Source organism: Pseudomonas sp. FeS53a (assembly GCF_000931385.1).
In the GTDB taxonomy this organism is placed as follows: Bacteria; Pseudomonadota; Gammaproteobacteria; order Pseudomonadales; family Pseudomonadaceae; genus Metapseudomonas; species Metapseudomonas otitidis.
Window position 1 is genome coordinate 1 of the sequence record NZ_JYFT01000066.1, and the last position, 15,151, is coordinate 15,151.

Below are 15,151 nucleotides of genomic sequence, written 5' to 3' on the forward strand. Positions count from 1 at the left end.
GGCCGACGGAAGCTGACCAAGCAGGGCGATCCGGAAATCCGCCGGCTGCTCTATACGGCAGCAATGGCAGCCAGCCGCACCGTCGCCTGGAAAGACTGCTACCAGGGTTACCTGCAACGCGGCCTGAAGAGAACCGAAGCGCTGGTCATCCTGGCGCGCAAGCTGGCTAGGATCGCCTTTGCCGTGATGAGAAGTCAGAAGCCATATCGACCTCGCGTCGCTACGGCGGATTGACATGGAATCTCCCACGGGGGGACTCTTGCCGGTCGGCCTTCCCGGGCTGAAGCCCGGGCTACGGGTTGGGTTAGCGGCATACCGCTTTTTGTGGGAGCGGTTTCAACCGCGAAAGTCCGTGCGACGAACCTGATCGCGAATGAATTCGCTCCCATGGGGAGACTCTTGCCGGTCGGCCTTCCCGGGCTGAAGCCCGGGCTACGGGCATGCCGCTTCATGAGAGCGGCAGGGGTGCGCGTGGCCTAGTCGTCGTGGAAGCGCCGGGCGATTTCCTGGAACTGGGGGTGGATGCGGGCGAAGGCGTCGGTGATGTCCGGGTCGAAGTGGTTGCCCCGCCCCGCGAGGATGATGGGCACCACTTCGTCATGGGGCATGGCGGCCTTGTAGCAGCGCTTGCTGATGAGGGCGTCGTACACGTCGGCCAGGGCCATGAGCCGGGCCGACAGGGGAATGTCGTCACCGGCCAGGCCGTGGGGATAGCCGCTGCCGTCCCATTTCTCGTGGTGGTAGCAGGCGATCTCCTTGGCCAGGCGGAGGAACTCCACCTCCACCCCCAGGGCCTCCTCGGCATGGACGATGGCTTCCTTGCCGAGGACCGGGTGGTTCTTCATCTGGGCGAACTCCTCCGGTTCCAGCTTGCCGGGCTTGAGCAGGATCCGGTCCGGCACGCCGACCTTGCCGATGTCGTGTAGGGGGGCGGACTTGAACAGCAGTTCGATGGTCTTGGGCGTGAGCTCATCCTGGAAGCGCGGGTGATCGGACAGTTCCTCCGCCAGCAGCTTCACGTAGTGCTGGGTGCGCAGGATGTGGTTGCCGGTCTCGTTGTCGCGGGTTTCGGCGAGGGACGCGAGGGAGTGGATGGTGATGTTCTGGATCAGCTCGTTCTCCCGGGTGCGCCGCTCCACTTCCTGTTCGAGGTAGGCGTTCTGGTTGTAGAGCAGGTCCCGCGCGGCCTTCAGCTCCAGGTGGTTGCGCACCCGGGCGAGGACGATGGCGGGGGTGATGGGCTTGTGGATGTAGTCCACGGCGCCCAGGGCCAGCCCGTGGGCCTCGGCGCTTTCCTCCACCTGGGCGGTGAGGAAGATCACCGGCACGCCACGCGCCTGGGGGATGTCCTGCAACGCCTGCATCACCTGGTAGCCGTCCATGTCGGGCATCACCACGTCGAGGAGGATGAGGTCCACCCGGGTGTCCGAGGCGAGGATGTCCAGGGCCCGCTGGCCATTGATGGCGACCTTGACCCGGTAGTGGGGTGACAACAGGGCGCTGAGCAGCGAGAGGTTCTCCGGTGTGTCGTCGACCACCAGCAGGGTGGGTTTGCTGTCGGGATCCATCAGCTTGAGCATCGAGAACGCCTCACTCCGTTTGGAACAGATCGGGCCGGGCGGCCCGGGCTTCATGCAGATGCGCCAGGGCATCGGGGAAGCGGAACTGCGTCATTGCCTCTGAGATAACCGAGGCGGCCTCACCCAGGGCAGCATTAAGCGACTGCCGGTGTTGTTGGAACAGGGCCACGGCATCGGCATCGTCCTCGGCCAGCAGCGCCATCAGGCGGGCCAGCAGGCCGGGCATGTCGGGCTGCGCCTCGCTGGGCGGGGCGCTTTCCTCGGGCGGCAGCAGCGCCTGCAACCCGTCGGCCAGGCGCTGCTGCTCCTGCACACCCTCCTCGGCCAGGGGCAGCAGGCTGGCCAGTTCCTCCTGGCCTGCCAGGGCCGCTTCGAGCCGGGCCGAGAGTGCCCGCAGCGATTCGGCCCCCAGGGTGGCGGCGATGCCCTTGAGGGTGTGGGCGTGGCGGTGCGCCTCCTCCCGCTGGCCGGCCTGCAGGGCGGCGACCAGGTTCTGCATGGGTTGGCTGCCCTGGCGGGCGAAGCTGCGCAGCAGGTCTTCGTACCACTGCCAGTTGTGCATCAGGCGCTGCAGCGCCACCTCGGCGTTCAGGCCCACTGCCTGCAGCGGCTCCAGCCCGTGCTCCGGCGAGGCCGGGACCGGAGCCGGCGGCTCGCTCGGCGGCTCGGCCTGGTGGGCAAAGGCGGGCAGCCAGCGCAGCAGGGCGGCATAGAGCTTCTCGGGGTCGATGGGCTTGGCGATGTGGTCGTCCATGCCGGCGGCCAGGCAGCGCTCACGGTCGCCGGCCATGGCGTTGGCGGTCATCGCCAGGATCGGGATGCGTTCGCTGTCCCGCTCGCGCTCGCGCAGGCAACGGGTCGCGGCCAGCCCATCCATGACCGGCATCTGCATGTCCATCAGGATCAGGTCGAAGGGGGCCTGGGCGGCCATGTCCACGGCGATGGCACCGTTATCCGCCACCACCACCTCGACGCCCACCAGGTGCAGCAGCTCCCTGGCCACCTGCTGGTTCAACTCGTTGTCTTCGGCCAGGAGGATCCGCGCGCCGTCGAAGCGCTGCGGCACGGGCGGCCCGCCGGTACGGGTGGGCAACGCGGTGGCCTGTTGGCCGAACAGGCCGATGAGGGTGTCGAACAGCACGGAGGCACACACCGGCTTGACCAGCACCCGGTCGAACCCGGCGCTCTCGGCCTGGCGGAACACCTCCTCGCGGCCATAGCCGGTGACCATGATGCGGTAGGGCCGGGGGGTCATGCCGCGCGCGATCAGCCGACGCCCGGTCTCGATGCCATCCAGCCCCGGCATGTGCCAGTCCAGCAGCACCACCTCGTAGGGCCGCCCGGCCTGTTCGGCGGCGGCGATCATCTGCAGCGCCTGCTGGCCCGACTCGGCGGTGTCCACGGTGAAGGTCATGCTGTCGAGCAGGGTGGCGAGGATGTTGCGGGCGCTGGCGCTGTCGTCCACCACCAGCATGCGCCGGCCGCGCAGGTCCAGGCCTGGGAGGTAGCGGGCCCGCCGCCGCCCCCGGCCGAGCCGGGCGGTGAACCAGAAGGTGCTGCCCCGGCCCAGCTCGCTCTGCACGCCCACCTCGCCGCCCATCAGCTCCGCCAGGCGCCGCGAGATGGCCAGGCCCAGCCCGGTGCCGCCGTACTTGCGGGTGGTGGAGGTGTCGGCCTGCTGGAAGGACTGGAACAGCCGCTGCTGCTGCTCCGGGCTCATGCCGATGCCGCTGTCCTGCACGGAGACGTGCAGCAGGACCTCCTCCGGCCAGGTTTCCAGGCAGCTGACCTTGACCAGGATCTCGCCCTGCTCGGTAAACTTGACCGCGTTGTTGGCGTAGTTGATCAGGATCTGCCCCAGGCGCAGCGGGTCCCCCAGCAGCAGGGTGTCCAGCCGGCGGTCGATCTCGAAGAGCAGCTCGATGCCCTTGGCTTCGGCCTTCTCCCCCACCAGCGTGGCGAGGTTCTCCAGCACGTGGTCGAGGTCGAACTCGATGCGTTCCAGGTCCAGCTTGCCGGCCTCGATCTTCGAGAAGTCGAGGATGTCGTTGATGATCCCCAGCAGGTGCTGGGCCGAGCGCTGGATCTTGCTGAGGTAGTCGAACTGCTGCGGGTCCAGGTCGGTCTGCAGGGCGAGGTGGGCCATGCCGAGGATGGCGTTCATCGGCGTGCGGATCTCGTGGCTCATGTTGGCGAGGAAGTCGCTCTTGGCGTGGGTGGCGCTCTCCGCCAGCACGTAGGCTTCTTCCAGCTCGCGATTCTTGGCCTGCATCAGGGCGAACAGCTCGTCCCGGGTCGGCTCGGCGAACCGCTGGCGCATGCGCTGCTGCAGTTCGGCGTCGGGCCAGCGGGGCAGGCGGCAGCACAGGGCCAGGTTGTTCTCCGTCAGCACGGCCAGGCGGACGCCGCCGTGCACCGCCTCGGGCAGGCGATGCTGCAGCGGCTGGTCTGCCGACAGGTCCAGCACCAGCTCCTGGGCCCTGGCGTCCAGCCAGACCTGCAGGCGCAGGGCGGGAAGGGTCGCGGCCAGCTGGCGTACCAGCTCGGAAGTGGTGCCGGCCAGCGGGGCCAGGAAGGTGGGACGCGGGTCGATGCATTCCAGCACCCGCGCCACCTTGCGCCGGGCCGCCAGCGCGGCGCCGGGGCCGCTGAGGGTGATGTCGCCGATCGCCTGCCGCATCTAGCCGCCCTCCCCGGCGTGCACCCGCAGCACGATGCAGCTCGCATCGTCGGTGCTGCGGCCGCTGTGGGTGATGACCTGGTGGGCCAGGACAGCGGGATCGGCGCCCAGGTCGAGCAGGCCGTCGCGCAGGTTGAGCGATTCGCTGATGCCGTCGGAATACAGCATCAGCACGTCGCCGGGAACGATGGCCCGGCGTTGCAGCAGGGGCGTGGGGAAGCGCTCACCGAGCACCCCATCGCGGGAGACGCCGCGCCAGGGCTCGCGGCCGCGCAGGCAGATGCGGGTGTTGCCGATGCCGGCGTAGCTCAACTCGCCCCGCTCGCCATTGACCAGCGCCACCCCCGCTGCCGCGCCACGGGTGCCGAGGCAGTGCTGGTGCAGCACCTGCAGCAGGCGCGCCGGCTCCTGCTCCGGGGTCTGCTGCAGCACCGCCTCCAGGGTTTGGGCCAGTTGGTGAGCCGAGGCGCCGTGGCCGCTGACATCGATCAGCACCAGGCTCACCCCGTCCGGCCCTGCACGCATGAAGGCCAGGTCGCCGGAAACCCGCTCCGGGTGGCAGGGGCGGTTCTCGCTGGCCCAGGCCAGTCGCAGCCCCTGGCCGCCGGCTTCGGCCTTCGGCACGGACAGCCGCGCCGGTGTCGGCGCCGGCCCCAGCCATTTGCGCGCCAGCACCCGGGTACCGCCCTCCGGCGGCAGGCTGATGGACAGCTCGGACATCATCCGCCGCACGCCGGGCAGCCCCAGCCCGAGGGTGCCCGAGGTGCTGTAGTGGTCCTGCACGGCCTGCGCCACATCGGCGATGCCGGGGCCCTGGTCGCAGGCGACGATGTCGATGCAGGGGCGCCCCTCGGCCTGGTTCAGCGCCAGCGTGACCTCGCCCTTAACGGCGTACTTGAGGATGTTGCTGCCCAGTTCGGAGACCACGGTGCAGAGCATCGCCCGGTCCACCTCAGGCAGATCGGCGAGGAACGGCAGCCGGCGCACCGACATCACCGCCAGGTGCAGGTCCACCTCGTGGCGCAGCGGGTAACGGACCGCGCGGGCGTCCTGTTCCACCGGCATGGCCTAGGCCTCCCCCTTGCGGTTGCGTGCATGGGCCAGGGCGTCATCCATGTCGAGGAAGCAGCGCAGCGGGCCGGGCTCGGCGTCGGCCAGCGCGAGGAACGCGGCGATGCCGGGGTTTAGCCCCACCAACAGGCAGAGGGCGCCGAGCAGGCGGCACACGTCCGCCAGCTTGCGCACCTCGCGGAACTCGTGGTGGTCCAGCAGGGTGACCGCCGAGAAGTCCAGCAGCACGGCATGCTGGCGCCCTGCGAGCAGCCGCTGCGACAGCGCCTGGGTGAGCCGCTGCATGCCCTCGTCGCCCAGGTCCGGACGCATGCTGACGACGATGCAATCGGCGACGTCGGCGATGCCCAGGTCGTTGCTTTCCAGCTCCATGACCGCCTCCTAGAGCGCGGACCCGACTCGCTTCAGGGCGATCTCGAAGGCGTCGCGCAGGGTGGCGGTGGTGCGGATGTCGCCCACCGAGACGCCCAGCTCCACCATGGTCCGGGCGATGGCCGGGGACACCCCGGAGATGATCGCCTCGCAGCCCATGAACTGGGTGGCCTTGGTGATCTTGATCAACTGGTTGGCGACCCCGGTGTCCACCGTGGCGACCCCGGCGATGTCCAGCACGAAGACCCGGGCGCGGGTCTCGGCGATCTTGGTCAGCGACTTGTTCATCACGTCGGCGGTACGCATGGAGTCGATGATGCCCACCAGCGGCAGGAGGAGGATGCCGTCCCAGATGGGGGTGACCGGGGTGGACATCTCCTGCAGCGACTGGTGCAGCTCCTCGCGCACGCGGGCGGCCTCCTCGGCCTCCTCCATCGCCTGCTTGAGGCGGCGGTTCTGCTCCACCTGGGCGGTGATGTCGGTGGCGAACTTGACGATCTTGCAGGGCTTGCGGTCCAGGTCCAACACCGGGTTGTAGGAGCCCTGGATCCACACTTCGTGCCCGTCCTTGGCCACCCGGCAGAATTCGCCGGCCAGGTATTCGCCGCGCCGCAGGGTGTCCCAGAAGGCGCGGTAGTCGGCGGACTGGGCGTAGTCCGAATTCACCAGGCGGCTGTGGTGCTGGCCCTTCAGTTCGTCCAGCGAGTAGCCGACCGTTTCCAGGAAGCGCGGGTTGGCATCGAGGATGGTGCCGTCCAGGGCGAACTCCACCTTGCCCATCACCCGGCTCAGGGCATCGAGCTGGCCCTGGAAGTTGGCAGTGAGGTGCTTCTGCTCGGTGAGGTCGATGGCGTATTCGATGATGCGCTGGGTGCGGCCTTCGGCATCCCGCAACGGGCAGCAGCCGCCGCGCAGCCACACGTCCCGCCCCTGGCTGTCGCGGTAGTGGAACTCCCCTTCCCAGGCCTGACCGTCGCAAAGGGTTTTCCAGAACGCGTCGTAGGCAGCGGCCTGGGCCTCTTCCGGCGGCAGCAGGATGCGGTGGTGCTGGCCCTGGAGGTCGGCCAGCTCATAGCCCAGCAGGGCCAGGAAGCGGGGGTTGGCGTCCAGCACCTGCCCATCGGCGGACAGCTCCAGCCGGGTCATCAACTGGTCGGCGGCGTGCAGCTGGGCCTGAGGCAAGGAAGAAGACGAGTCGAACGGAACAGCGGAAGCATGAACGTCCATGGCCTCTCCGAAAGAAGGGGTTTTGACTCAGGGCTTAGGGAGTTATAGCCCAGCCTCGACGACTGTGAATCGGGATGGACGGTCGTCCGACCAGCGTTTCGCTTCGCTTGCCGAACGCCACGGAAAGGCAGGGTGGAAGGCGGGCAGAAGTCACCTGGCTGCACCCTGTGGAAAACCCCGCCGAGCCCCGGCATCTGGGGCTCGGCGGGTTGGGCTCAGGGCCGTTCCAGCGCCTGCACCAGGGCCTTGAAGAAGCGCGCCGCTTCGCCGCCGGTGACGGCCCGGTGGTCGAAGGTGAGCGACAGCGGCAGCACCGGGTGCACCGCCGGCTGGCCCTCCCAGGCCACCACTTCGTCGCGGATGCCACCGGCGCCGATGATGGCCACCTGGGGCGGCACCACCACCGGGTTGGCGTAGCGCCCGAACAGGGTGCCGAAGTTGGACAGGGTGAGGGTGGCGCCCATCATTTCCTGCGGGGGGATGGAGCGCGCCTTGACGTCGGCCCGCAGCCGCGCGATGCCGTCGCGCAGGTCGTCGGCGCTGCGCTCGCCGACCTTTCGCAGCACCGGGACGAAGAGCCCGTCGGGGGTGTCCACGGCGATGCCGAGGTCCAGCTGCTCGTGCTGGCGGATGGCGAGCATGCGGCCGTCGAACCAGCTGTTGAGGATGGGCTCGGCACGGCAGGCTTCGGCGATGGCCTGGGCGATGCGGATCAGCGGGTCGCGCGCCTGGGCCCAGCGGTGCAGGTCGGCGTCGCCGTAGAGCGTCACCGGCACCACCTCGGCGTGGGAGCGCGCCATGTTGATCGCCATGCTGCGGCGCACGCCGCGCAGCCGTTCGCCGCCGAAGCGGTCGCGGGCCTGCTGGGCGGCGGCCTCCACGTCGGCGCGGCTGATCAGCCCGTCGGCGCCGCTGCCGGCGAGGCCGGCCAGCTCCACCCCCAGTTGCCGGGCCAGCTGGCGCACGGCGGGGGTGGCGCGGGGAGCGAGGTGTTCCTGGGTGGAAGGCGCGGCGCCGATGAAGAACTGGTCGGCATGGCTTTCGCCACCGCCGTCGAGGCGACCGACCACGGTGCCGGCGTCCTGGTCCTCGCCTTCGTAGGCCAGCAGCGGTTCGCCGACGTGGAGGATGTCGCCCTCCTGGCCGAACAGCTTGGCGACCACGCCGTCGCGCGGGGCGGGGATGTCCACCAAGGCCTTGGCGGTCTCCACCGAGACCACCAGCTGGTCGGCGTGCACGCGGTCGCCAGGCTTGATGTGCCATTCGACGATTTCGGCATCCTGCAGGCCTTCGCCAAGGTCGGGCAGCTTGAAGTAGTTCATGGTCGTCTCCTCAGGCGGGGTCGAGGACGTGCTCGCAGGCGGCGAGGATGTCGTCGGGACCGGGGATGTAGAGGGATTCCTGTCGGTAGAGCGGCGGTGGGATGTCCGGCGCGGTGACCCGCTGGATGGGCGCCTGCAGGTCGGTGAGGACACGCTCGTAGAGGCTGGCGGCGATCTCGGCGCCGACGCCGCAGCTGCGCGGCGCCTCGTGGACGATGACGCAGCGGCCGGTTTTGCGCACCGAGGCTTCGAGGGTCTCCAGGTCCAGGGGTTTGACGCAGGCGACGTCGATCACTTCGGCGCTGATGCCGCGCGCCTCCAGCTGCCTGGCGGCCTCCAGGGTTTCCAGCACGCTGGCGCCCCAGGTCACCAGGGTCAGGTCGCTGCCCTCGCGCAGGGTGAAGCAGCGGTCCAGCGGCAGGCGCCGGCCGTCGTCCACCAGGGGTTGCGGGTTCATCCGGTAGAGCCGGGTGGGTTCGAGGAAGATCACCGGGTCCGGGTCGTCGATGGCGGCCAGCAGCAGGCCGTAGGCGCGGGCCGGCGACGAGGGGATCACCACGCGCACGCCGGGCAGGTGGGCGAACAGTGCCTCGGTGCTTTCGCTGTGGTGCTCCGGCGCGCGGATGCCGGCGCCCATGGGGCTGCGCACCACCAGCGGGCAGGACAGGCGCCCACGGGTGCGGTTGCGCAGGCGGCTGGCGTGGGACACCAGGTGCTCCATGGCGGCGTAGATGAAGCCGAGGAACTGGATCTCCATCACCGGTTTGAGGCCCTGGGCGGCCATGCCGACGCTGAGCCCGGCGATCATGGTTTCCGCCAGGGGCGTGTCGATGACGCGCTTGAAGCCGTAGGCATCGCGCAGGCCGAGGGTGGCGCGGAACACGCCGCCGTTGACGCCGACGTCCTCGCCCAGCACCACCACGTTCTCGTCTTCGCCCATGGCGCGGTGCAGGGCCAGGTTCACCGCTTCCAGCAGGCTGCGCTTGGGGGTGTCAGTCATGGCGGTTCTCCTCGCGGCGCGCGGCGCGCTCCAGCACCAGGTCGCGCTGGTCGGCCAGGGCCGCCGGCCAGCGGGCGTAGACATGATCCAGCACGGCTTCGGGGCCTTCGCGGCCGGCGTGCTCGAAGCGTTCCACCGCGGCCTGCACCTCGCGCTGGCAGTCGGTGATGAGCGCCTGCTCGCGGGCTTCGTCCCACACGCCGCTGGCGGCGAGGTAGCTACGCAGGCGCTTGATGGGCTCCTCTTCCCAGGCCTGGTGCACCTCCTCGGCGCTGCGGTAGCGGGTGGCGTCGTCGGCGGTGGTGTGGTCGCCCAGGCGGTAGCTGAGGCATTCCACCAGGGTCGGCCCCTTGCCCTGGCGGGCGCGCTCGATGGCGGCACCGACCCGGTCGTAGACGGCGAGGATGTCGTTGCCGTCCACCTGTTCGCCGTGGAAGCCGGCACCCACGGCCTTCTGCGCCAGGGTCGGCGCGCCGCACTGGATGCGCCGGGGCACGGAGATGGCCCACTGGTTGTTGTTGACCACGAAGACCACCGGCAACTGCCAGGCGCCGGCGACGTTGAGCGCTTCGAGGAAGTCGCCCTTGCTGGTGGCGCCGTCGCCGCAGGTGGTGACGGCGACGCGGTGCTCGCCGCGGATCTTGAAGGCGGTGGCGACGCCGCAGGCGTGCAGGGACTGGGTGGCGATGGGCACGCAGAGCGGGAAGTCCTGCCCGGCGGCGGGCTCAGCGTAGGCGCTGCCGCGCTCGTCGCCGCCCCAGTAGAGGAGGATTTCCTCCATGGCGACGCCGCGCATCAGTTGCACGGCGGTGTCGCGGTAGTAGGGCACGAGCACGTCCTCGGGCTGCATGCGCGCGCCGATGCCGACGCCGATGGCTTCCTGCCCGAGGGTGGGCGCGTAGGTGCCGATGCGGCCGGTGCGTTGCAGGGCCACGGCCTTCTGGTCGAACAGGCGGGTGAGCAGCATGCGCCGGTAGAGCCGGGCCAGCAGGTTGAAGTCATCCGCCCAGGGCGGCAGTTCGCCGACGGGGCTTCCGTCGGCCGCCAGGTAGCGGGTATGGGGCAGGTCGATCCGTGTGTGCATGTCGCCTCCTCACCTTGTGGGTGCGCAGGGATGACGGCGCTCATGGCGCCGAACCTGGCCCGGCCTGGATCCCGGCCGGGCCGCGTGGGCGCCGCTCAGCCGTAGAGCAGGCGCTCGGCCAACGCATCGGCGACCCGCGCGGGTGAGCGCTTGTCGGCCTGGGCGTGGGCGTAGATGTCGGTCAGGCGCTGGCCGATCCGCGCCAGGTGCGCGGTGATGGCCGGCATGTCGTCGCCCCGGTGGCGCAGGGCGACGTGGATCAGGCCTCCGGAATTGATCACGTAGTCGGGTGCGTAGAGGATGCCGCGCGCTTCCAGCAGGTCGGCGATGTCGGGGCTGGCCAGCTGGTTGTTCGCCGCCCCGGCCACCACCGCGCAACGCAACTGGGGCGCGCTCTGGGCATTGAGCACGCCGCCCAGGCCGCAGGGCGCGAGGATGTCGCAGGGGGTGGTGAGCAGCGCGTCGCTGGCCACCGGGTGGGCGCCCAGCTGCTCCACCGCCAGTTGCACGCGGCCGGGGTCGAGGTCGCTGACCAGCAAGTCGGCGCCGGCGGCGGCCAGCTGTTCGGCAAGGGCGTAGCCGACGTTGCCGAGCCCCTGCACGGCGATGCGCAGGCCTTCCAGGTCGTCGCTGCCCAGGCGCGCCAGGGCGCTGGCGCGGATGCCGGCGAACACCCCCAGGGCGGTGCAGGGCGAGGGGTCGCCGGCGGCCTGGGTGCTGGTGACGTGGCGGGTGTGGAGGGCGACGCAGTCCATGTCGAGGCTGGAGGTGCCGCTGTCCACGGCGGTGATGTAGCGGCCGCCGAGGGTTTCCACCATGCGCCCGAAGGCTTCGAACAGCGCGGCGCGGTCGGGCACGTGGGCAGGCCGCAGGATCACCGCCTTGCCGCCGCCGTGGGGCAGGCCGGCCAGCGCGGCCTTGTAGCTCATGCCCCGGGCCAGGCGGATGGCGTCACGCAACGCGCTGTCGTCGTCGGGGTAGGCGAGGTAGCGGCAGCCGCCAAGGGCCGGGCCCAGGCGGGTGTCGTGGATGGCGATGATCGCGCGCAGGCCGGTGAACGGGTCCTGGGCGAGGTGGAGCGCTTCGAGCCGAGCGCCTTCCATCTGGTTGAACATGGCGGGCCCCCTTGCTGACGTTGCCAGGGAGTATAGGCCGCCCACCGGAACCCGGCCGCCGGCCCACTGGACGAAGGCGGGCGAGCCGGCTACAAACCGCAGAGGCGACACGGAGAGCCCCGATGACCCCGCGACAACACTGCCTGGACTGCGTGCAGAAGAACCCGCCGGCGCTGCTGGAGGCAGCCCTGTGGATCGCCGCCGAGCATGACCCGAGCCGGGTGCCGGCCGAGGCCCTGCGGGTGTTCGACCACCTGCTGCGGGAGGTAGCCGCCGGGCTGCCCGAAGCGCCACCGGCGGAGCTGGCGCAACCGCTGCTGCGGCGGATGGCGGAGCTGGGTTTCTGCGAGGAGGACGACCAGCCGCTGCAACCGCGCGCCGCGCTGCTGGACCAGGTGCTGGCGAGGCGCCGGGGCCAGCCGCTGTCGCTGGCCCTGGTGGCCCAGGCGCTGGCGGCGCGCTTGGAGATTCCCTTGGCGGGGGTGAACTTCCCCGGCCACTTCCTGGTGCGGGTGCCCGTCGCCGACCACCTGCTGGACCCCTGCACCGGCCGCCGCCTCTACCCCCGGGATTGCCGCGAGCTGTTGCTGCGCACCCTGGGGCCGAAGGCCGAGCTGCTGGCCGAGCACATGCGCCCCTGTTCGGCGCTGGAGCAGTTGCAGCGCCTGTCACGCAACCTGCGCCAGCTGCACTTGCAGGCCGAGCAGGTGGAAGAGGCGCTGAAGGATGCGGAGCGGGTGCTGGAGCTGGGCCCGGCCAACCTGATCGATCACCTGGCGCGGGCCGATATCTACAAGCAGCTGGAGTGCCCCCAGGCCGAACGCTACGACCTGGAGCGGGCGCTGCTGCTGTGCGAGGACACGAGCCAGCGGCTGCTGCTCAGCCGCCGCCTGGAGCAACTGGGCGCCCCGCCACGGCTGCACTGATTACTGCATCAGGCCCAGCGCCTTGGCATGGGCCACCGCCTGGGTACGCCGCTTGACCCCAAGCTTGCCGTTGATGCGCCGGGCGTGGGTCTTCACCGTGTGCAGGGAGATGAACAGGCGCTCGGCGATCTCCTGGTTGGAACTGCCCTGGGCGATCAGCCCCAGCACTTCCAGTTCGCGGGGGCTGAGCGGGCCGCTCTCCTCCTCCAGCGCTTCGCCCTCCTCCACCCCCAGTTCACGCAGCATCTCCGGCTGGCGCAGGCGCAGCTCGCGCACCGGTTGCTGCAGGTTCAGCTGGCTGGCGAGGGCCAGGGCATTGCGCAGCACGGCAGCGGCGGTGTCGGCCTCGCCGCTGAGGTATTCGGTTTCCGCCAGGGCCAGGTGGACTTCCACCTCCAGGGCCTGGAGCCCCTTCTCCCGGGCTTTCTGCAACTGCCCGAGCAGCCGCTGCCGAGCGTTGAACACTTCGCCCTCGTACAACTCGGCCAGGGCCAGTTGCCATTCGATGCGCGGGATCAGGTCGAGGGTCGCCGGCGGCGCCTGCACGGCGTGCTCGCCCCGGAAGTGCCGCAGCACCCGCAGCAGGGCGTGGCGGGCCTGGCCGGCGCGGCCCTGCATGAGCAGCAGGCTGCTGCTCACCTGCAACAGCACGGCGCGGTAGACCCGCTCGGGGATGTGCCGCAGCTGCATGAGGCGCTCAGCCTCGCGCAGGCGGTCGAAGGCCTGGTCGAAGGCGCGCTGGTTGGCGTCCAGCACGGCCAGGCCGAGGTAGCCGTAGAGGGCCCGGTAGTCCTCGCAGGCGCGGGCCTCGCGCAGGCCGGACTGGTAGTGCTGGCGGGCGGCGTCCTCCAGGCCCTGGCGCAGGGCCAGGCGGCCCCGGCGCAAGGCGATGCGGCCCAGCAGCGGGCTGGCGTCCAGCGCCTGGCCCATGAGGAAGGTCTGCGCCCGCTCCAGCACGGCATCGGCCCGCAGCAGCGCGCCCCGGTGTTCCAGCAGCTGGGCGTGGTCGAGTTCGAGGAAGGCCTCCAGCAACAGGCAGCCCTGGCTGCGCGCCAGCACCAGGGCCTCGCGGTTCAGGGACTGGGCCTGGTCCAGCTCGCCGGCCAGCAGGGCTTGCTGGGTGAGCGCGGAATAGCAGATCAGCCGCTGGTCCCAGGCGTCCTCGTCAAGGCCGGCCAGGGCTTCCCCCAGGTGCAGCCGGGCGTTGGGGCCGTCGCCCTGGAGGTGGGCCAGCAGGCCGTGTTGCGCCTGCCAGTAGGCCACCAGGCGCCGCTGCTGGCGGGCGTCCGGCTGGGGCAGGAAGCGGCCCTGCTCGGCGATGCAGCGCACGGCTTCGTCCAGGCGCCCGGCGAACAGCAGGGCACCGGCCAGCAGCCGCAGGGAATGCGGCGAAACCCGCAGCAGGTCTTCGCCGACGTCGGCGTGCAGGCGCAGCAGCAAGGCCGCGTTGCGCCCGATGAACAGCTCGCGTACGCCGTAGTGCTGCAGCAGGCTGACGGCCACTTCGGGCTGGCTGGCCTCCAGCGCATGCTCGATGGCAGCCGGCCAGTCCTGGCGCGCGGCGAACCACTGGCAGGCGCGCAGGTGCCAGCCGCGTCCACCGCTGCCGTCACGGGCGCGCACCTGCCGGGCCAGGGGCGGGAACAGGCGGAACCAGCCGGGCGCCTCGGGCACGCTTTCGACGAAGCCGCCGAGGGCTTCCAGCTCACGCAGCAGGCCGGCGCCCTCCCCCGGGCCGAACAGGTGCTCGCAAAGGTCGGCATTGAAGCGCGGCAGGTGCACCAGGGCGTGCCAGGCTTCGCTGAGCTCCTGGCCCAGTCCGGCGAACAGCTCGTGCTCCAGGTAACCCATGAGGGTGGTGGACAGGGCCTGGCGCTGCAGCGGATCGGCAAAGCCCCACTCCACCGGCTCCAGCAGGGCCATGCGCACCCCGGCGCACCAGCCGCCGGTGCTCTCGTGCAGGCGCGCCGGCGCGTCGGCCGGCCAGGGCTGGCGGGAGTCCCGCAGCAGCGGCACCAGTTCGTCGGGCTGGAAGGCCAGGACGGCGGCGTCGAACTCCAGCAGATCGCCGTCGATCAGCAGGCGCGGGAGGTTGCAAGCGGGGCGGCGGCGGGTGCTCAGCCACCAGGTGATGGCGCCGCCACTGGCGGCGATGAGTCGGTCGAGGCAGGCGTCGAGGGCGGGGTCGGGCTGGCGGGCGTAGTCGTCGAGCATCAGCCAGGTGGGGCTGCGCCAGACGGCCAGGGCGCGCAGCAGGCTGGGTTCGTCGTCCGCCTCCAGCCCCAGCGCGACGGCCAGGATGGCGCGCAACCCGGCCTCGCCCTCACTGCCACCGAGGGGCAGCCAGTGCAGGGCATAGCCCGGGGGCCGGCGCTGGGCGCACTCCAGCAGCAGCACGCTCTTGCCACAGCCGGCGGGCGCGCAGAGCAGGCGCAAGCGCGCGGCGCTGGCCAGCAGGGGCTCCACCAGCCGAGGACGGGCGACATGCAGGGCCGGCAGCCTGGGCAGGCACACCGGTGGCGCGATGAGGTTCAGTGAGGACATGCCGGCTGCCTCTTGTTCTGTTCAGGGCTGCTCGTGGCGCCACCCTAGGCGCGAGGGGAGGCGTTGTTGAAGGATCATTCAGGCCCCTGATTCGGGCCTATAAGGGCTGGGGGAGACGGCGGCCGCAGGCCCCCGATGCATCGAAGCGGAAGCACGGCCACAAAAAAGCGGCCCGAAGGCCGCTATCAAGCGTCACTGACAAGCAAGGGACCGCACACCTCCTTGTGCGC

At 70.6% G+C, this 15,151-nt stretch carries 12 protein-coding genes; 2 read left to right on the top strand and 10 right to left on the bottom strand.

Features of this window, described 5'->3' with window-relative positions; translation table 11 throughout:
* The coding region (locus tag SZ55_RS21400; RefSeq protein WP_044411336.1) for a transposase at nucleotides 1-234 on the top strand (234 nt) is incomplete at its 5' end.
* 242 nt (nucleotides 235-476) lie between these two features.
* Here SZ55_RS21400 and SZ55_RS21405 read toward each other — a convergent pair.
* The 9 genes from SZ55_RS21405 to SZ55_RS21445 form a co-directional block, all read right to left on the bottom strand.
* Nucleotides 477-1,580, bottom strand: a complete 1,104-nt coding sequence (locus SZ55_RS21405) for an HD-GYP domain-containing protein (RefSeq protein WP_044411340.1) — start codon at nucleotides 1,578-1,580, stop codon at nucleotides 477-479.
* A 10-nt stretch (nucleotides 1,581-1,590) separates the two neighbouring features.
* Nucleotides 1,591-4,260 carry a hybrid sensor histidine kinase/response regulator gene (locus SZ55_RS21410; protein ID WP_044411343.1) on the bottom strand — a complete coding sequence of 890 codons (2,670 nt, stop codon included), beginning with the start codon at nucleotides 4,258-4,260 and terminating at the stop codon, nucleotides 1,591-1,593.
* Nucleotides 4,261-5,325, bottom strand: a complete 1,065-nt coding sequence (locus tag SZ55_RS21415; RefSeq protein WP_044411345.1) for a SpoIIE family protein phosphatase — start codon at nucleotides 5,323-5,325, stop codon at nucleotides 4,261-4,263.
* A gap of 3 nt (nucleotides 5,326-5,328) precedes the next feature.
* Nucleotides 5,329-5,703 (bottom strand): anti-anti-sigma regulatory factor, encoded by a 375-nt coding sequence (locus SZ55_RS21420; RefSeq protein WP_044411348.1) that lies wholly within the window; start codon nucleotides 5,701-5,703, stop codon nucleotides 5,329-5,331.
* 9 nt (nucleotides 5,704-5,712) lie between these two features.
* Nucleotides 5,713-6,930 (bottom strand): PAS domain-containing protein, encoded by a 1,218-nt coding sequence (locus tag SZ55_RS21425; protein ID WP_044411351.1) that lies wholly within the window; start codon nucleotides 6,928-6,930, stop codon nucleotides 5,713-5,715.
* A 215-nt stretch (nucleotides 6,931-7,145) separates the two neighbouring features.
* The gene (locus SZ55_RS21430) at nucleotides 7,146-8,252 is read right to left on the bottom strand and encodes a dihydrolipoamide acetyltransferase family protein (RefSeq protein WP_044411354.1); all 1,107 of its coding nucleotides are present in this window, start codon (nucleotides 8,250-8,252) and stop codon (nucleotides 7,146-7,148) included.
* 10 nt (nucleotides 8,253-8,262) lie between these two features.
* On the bottom strand, nucleotides 8,263-9,252 hold the full coding sequence (locus tag SZ55_RS21435) for an alpha-ketoacid dehydrogenase subunit beta (protein ID WP_044411357.1): 990 nt from the start codon (nucleotides 9,250-9,252) through the stop codon (nucleotides 8,263-8,265).
* Nucleotides 9,245-10,336, bottom strand: coding sequence for a pyruvate dehydrogenase (acetyl-transferring) E1 component subunit alpha (gene pdhA, locus SZ55_RS21440; protein WP_044411360.1), 1,092 nt, complete (start codon nucleotides 10,334-10,336; stop codon nucleotides 9,245-9,247). The genes SZ55_RS21435 and pdhA overlap by 8 nt, the downstream gene beginning before the upstream one ends.
* A 95-nt stretch (nucleotides 10,337-10,431) precedes the next feature.
* Nucleotides 10,432-11,451: a Leu/Phe/Val dehydrogenase gene (locus SZ55_RS21445; RefSeq protein WP_044411362.1), complete on the bottom strand. Its 1,020-nt coding sequence runs from the start codon at nucleotides 11,449-11,451 to the stop codon at nucleotides 10,432-10,434.
* 122 nt (nucleotides 11,452-11,573) lie between these two features.
* On the opposite strand from SZ55_RS21445, the gene SZ55_RS21450 reads away from it, so the two are divergent.
* Nucleotides 11,574-12,377: a SirB1 family protein gene (locus SZ55_RS21450; protein ID WP_044411364.1), complete on the top strand. Its 804-nt coding sequence runs from the start codon at nucleotides 11,574-11,576 to the stop codon at nucleotides 12,375-12,377.
* On the opposite strand, the gene SZ55_RS21455 is transcribed toward SZ55_RS21450, so the two are convergent.
* The gene (locus SZ55_RS21455; RefSeq protein WP_044411367.1) at nucleotides 12,378-14,921 is read right to left on the bottom strand and encodes a LuxR C-terminal-related transcriptional regulator; all 2,544 of its coding nucleotides are present in this window, start codon (nucleotides 14,919-14,921) and stop codon (nucleotides 12,378-12,380) included.
* Nucleotides 14,922-15,151: the final 230 nt, after the last annotated feature.

Bases quoted from the DNA above. Each gene is read 5' to 3' on its own strand.
- SZ55_RS21430 (WP_044411354.1), bottom strand. From the start codon at position 8,252: ATGAACTACTTCAAGCTGCCCGACCTTGGCGAAGGCCTGCAGGATGCC.
- SZ55_RS21445 (WP_044411362.1), bottom strand. From the start codon at position 11,451: ATGTTCAACCAGATGGAAGGCGCTCGGCTCGAAGCGCTCCACCTCGCC.
- SZ55_RS21435 (WP_044411357.1), bottom strand. From the start codon at position 9,252: ATGACTGACACCCCCAAGCGCAGCCTGCTGGAAGCGGTGAACCTGGCC.
- SZ55_RS21410 (WP_044411343.1), bottom strand. From the start codon at position 4,260: ATGCGGCAGGCGATCGGCGACATCACCCTCAGCGGCCCCGGCGCCGCG.
- SZ55_RS21415 (WP_044411345.1), bottom strand. From the start codon at position 5,325: ATGCCGGTGGAACAGGACGCCCGCGCGGTCCGTTACCCGCTGCGCCAC.
- SZ55_RS21450 (WP_044411364.1), top strand. From the start codon at position 11,574: ATGACCCCGCGACAACACTGCCTGGACTGCGTGCAGAAGAACCCGCCG.
- SZ55_RS21420 (WP_044411348.1), bottom strand. From the start codon at position 5,703: ATGGAGCTGGAAAGCAACGACCTGGGCATCGCCGACGTCGCCGATTGC.
- SZ55_RS21405 (WP_044411340.1), bottom strand. From the start codon at position 1,580: ATGCTCAAGCTGATGGATCCCGACAGCAAACCCACCCTGCTGGTGGTC.
- SZ55_RS21425 (WP_044411351.1), bottom strand. From the start codon at position 6,930: ATGGACGTTCATGCTTCCGCTGTTCCGTTCGACTCGTCTTCTTCCTTG.
- pdhA (WP_044411360.1), bottom strand. From the start codon at position 10,336: ATGCACACACGGATCGACCTGCCCCATACCCGCTACCTGGCGGCCGAC.
- SZ55_RS21455 (WP_044411367.1), bottom strand. From the start codon at position 14,921: ATGTCCTCACTGAACCTCATCGCGCCACCGGTGTGCCTGCCCAGGCTG.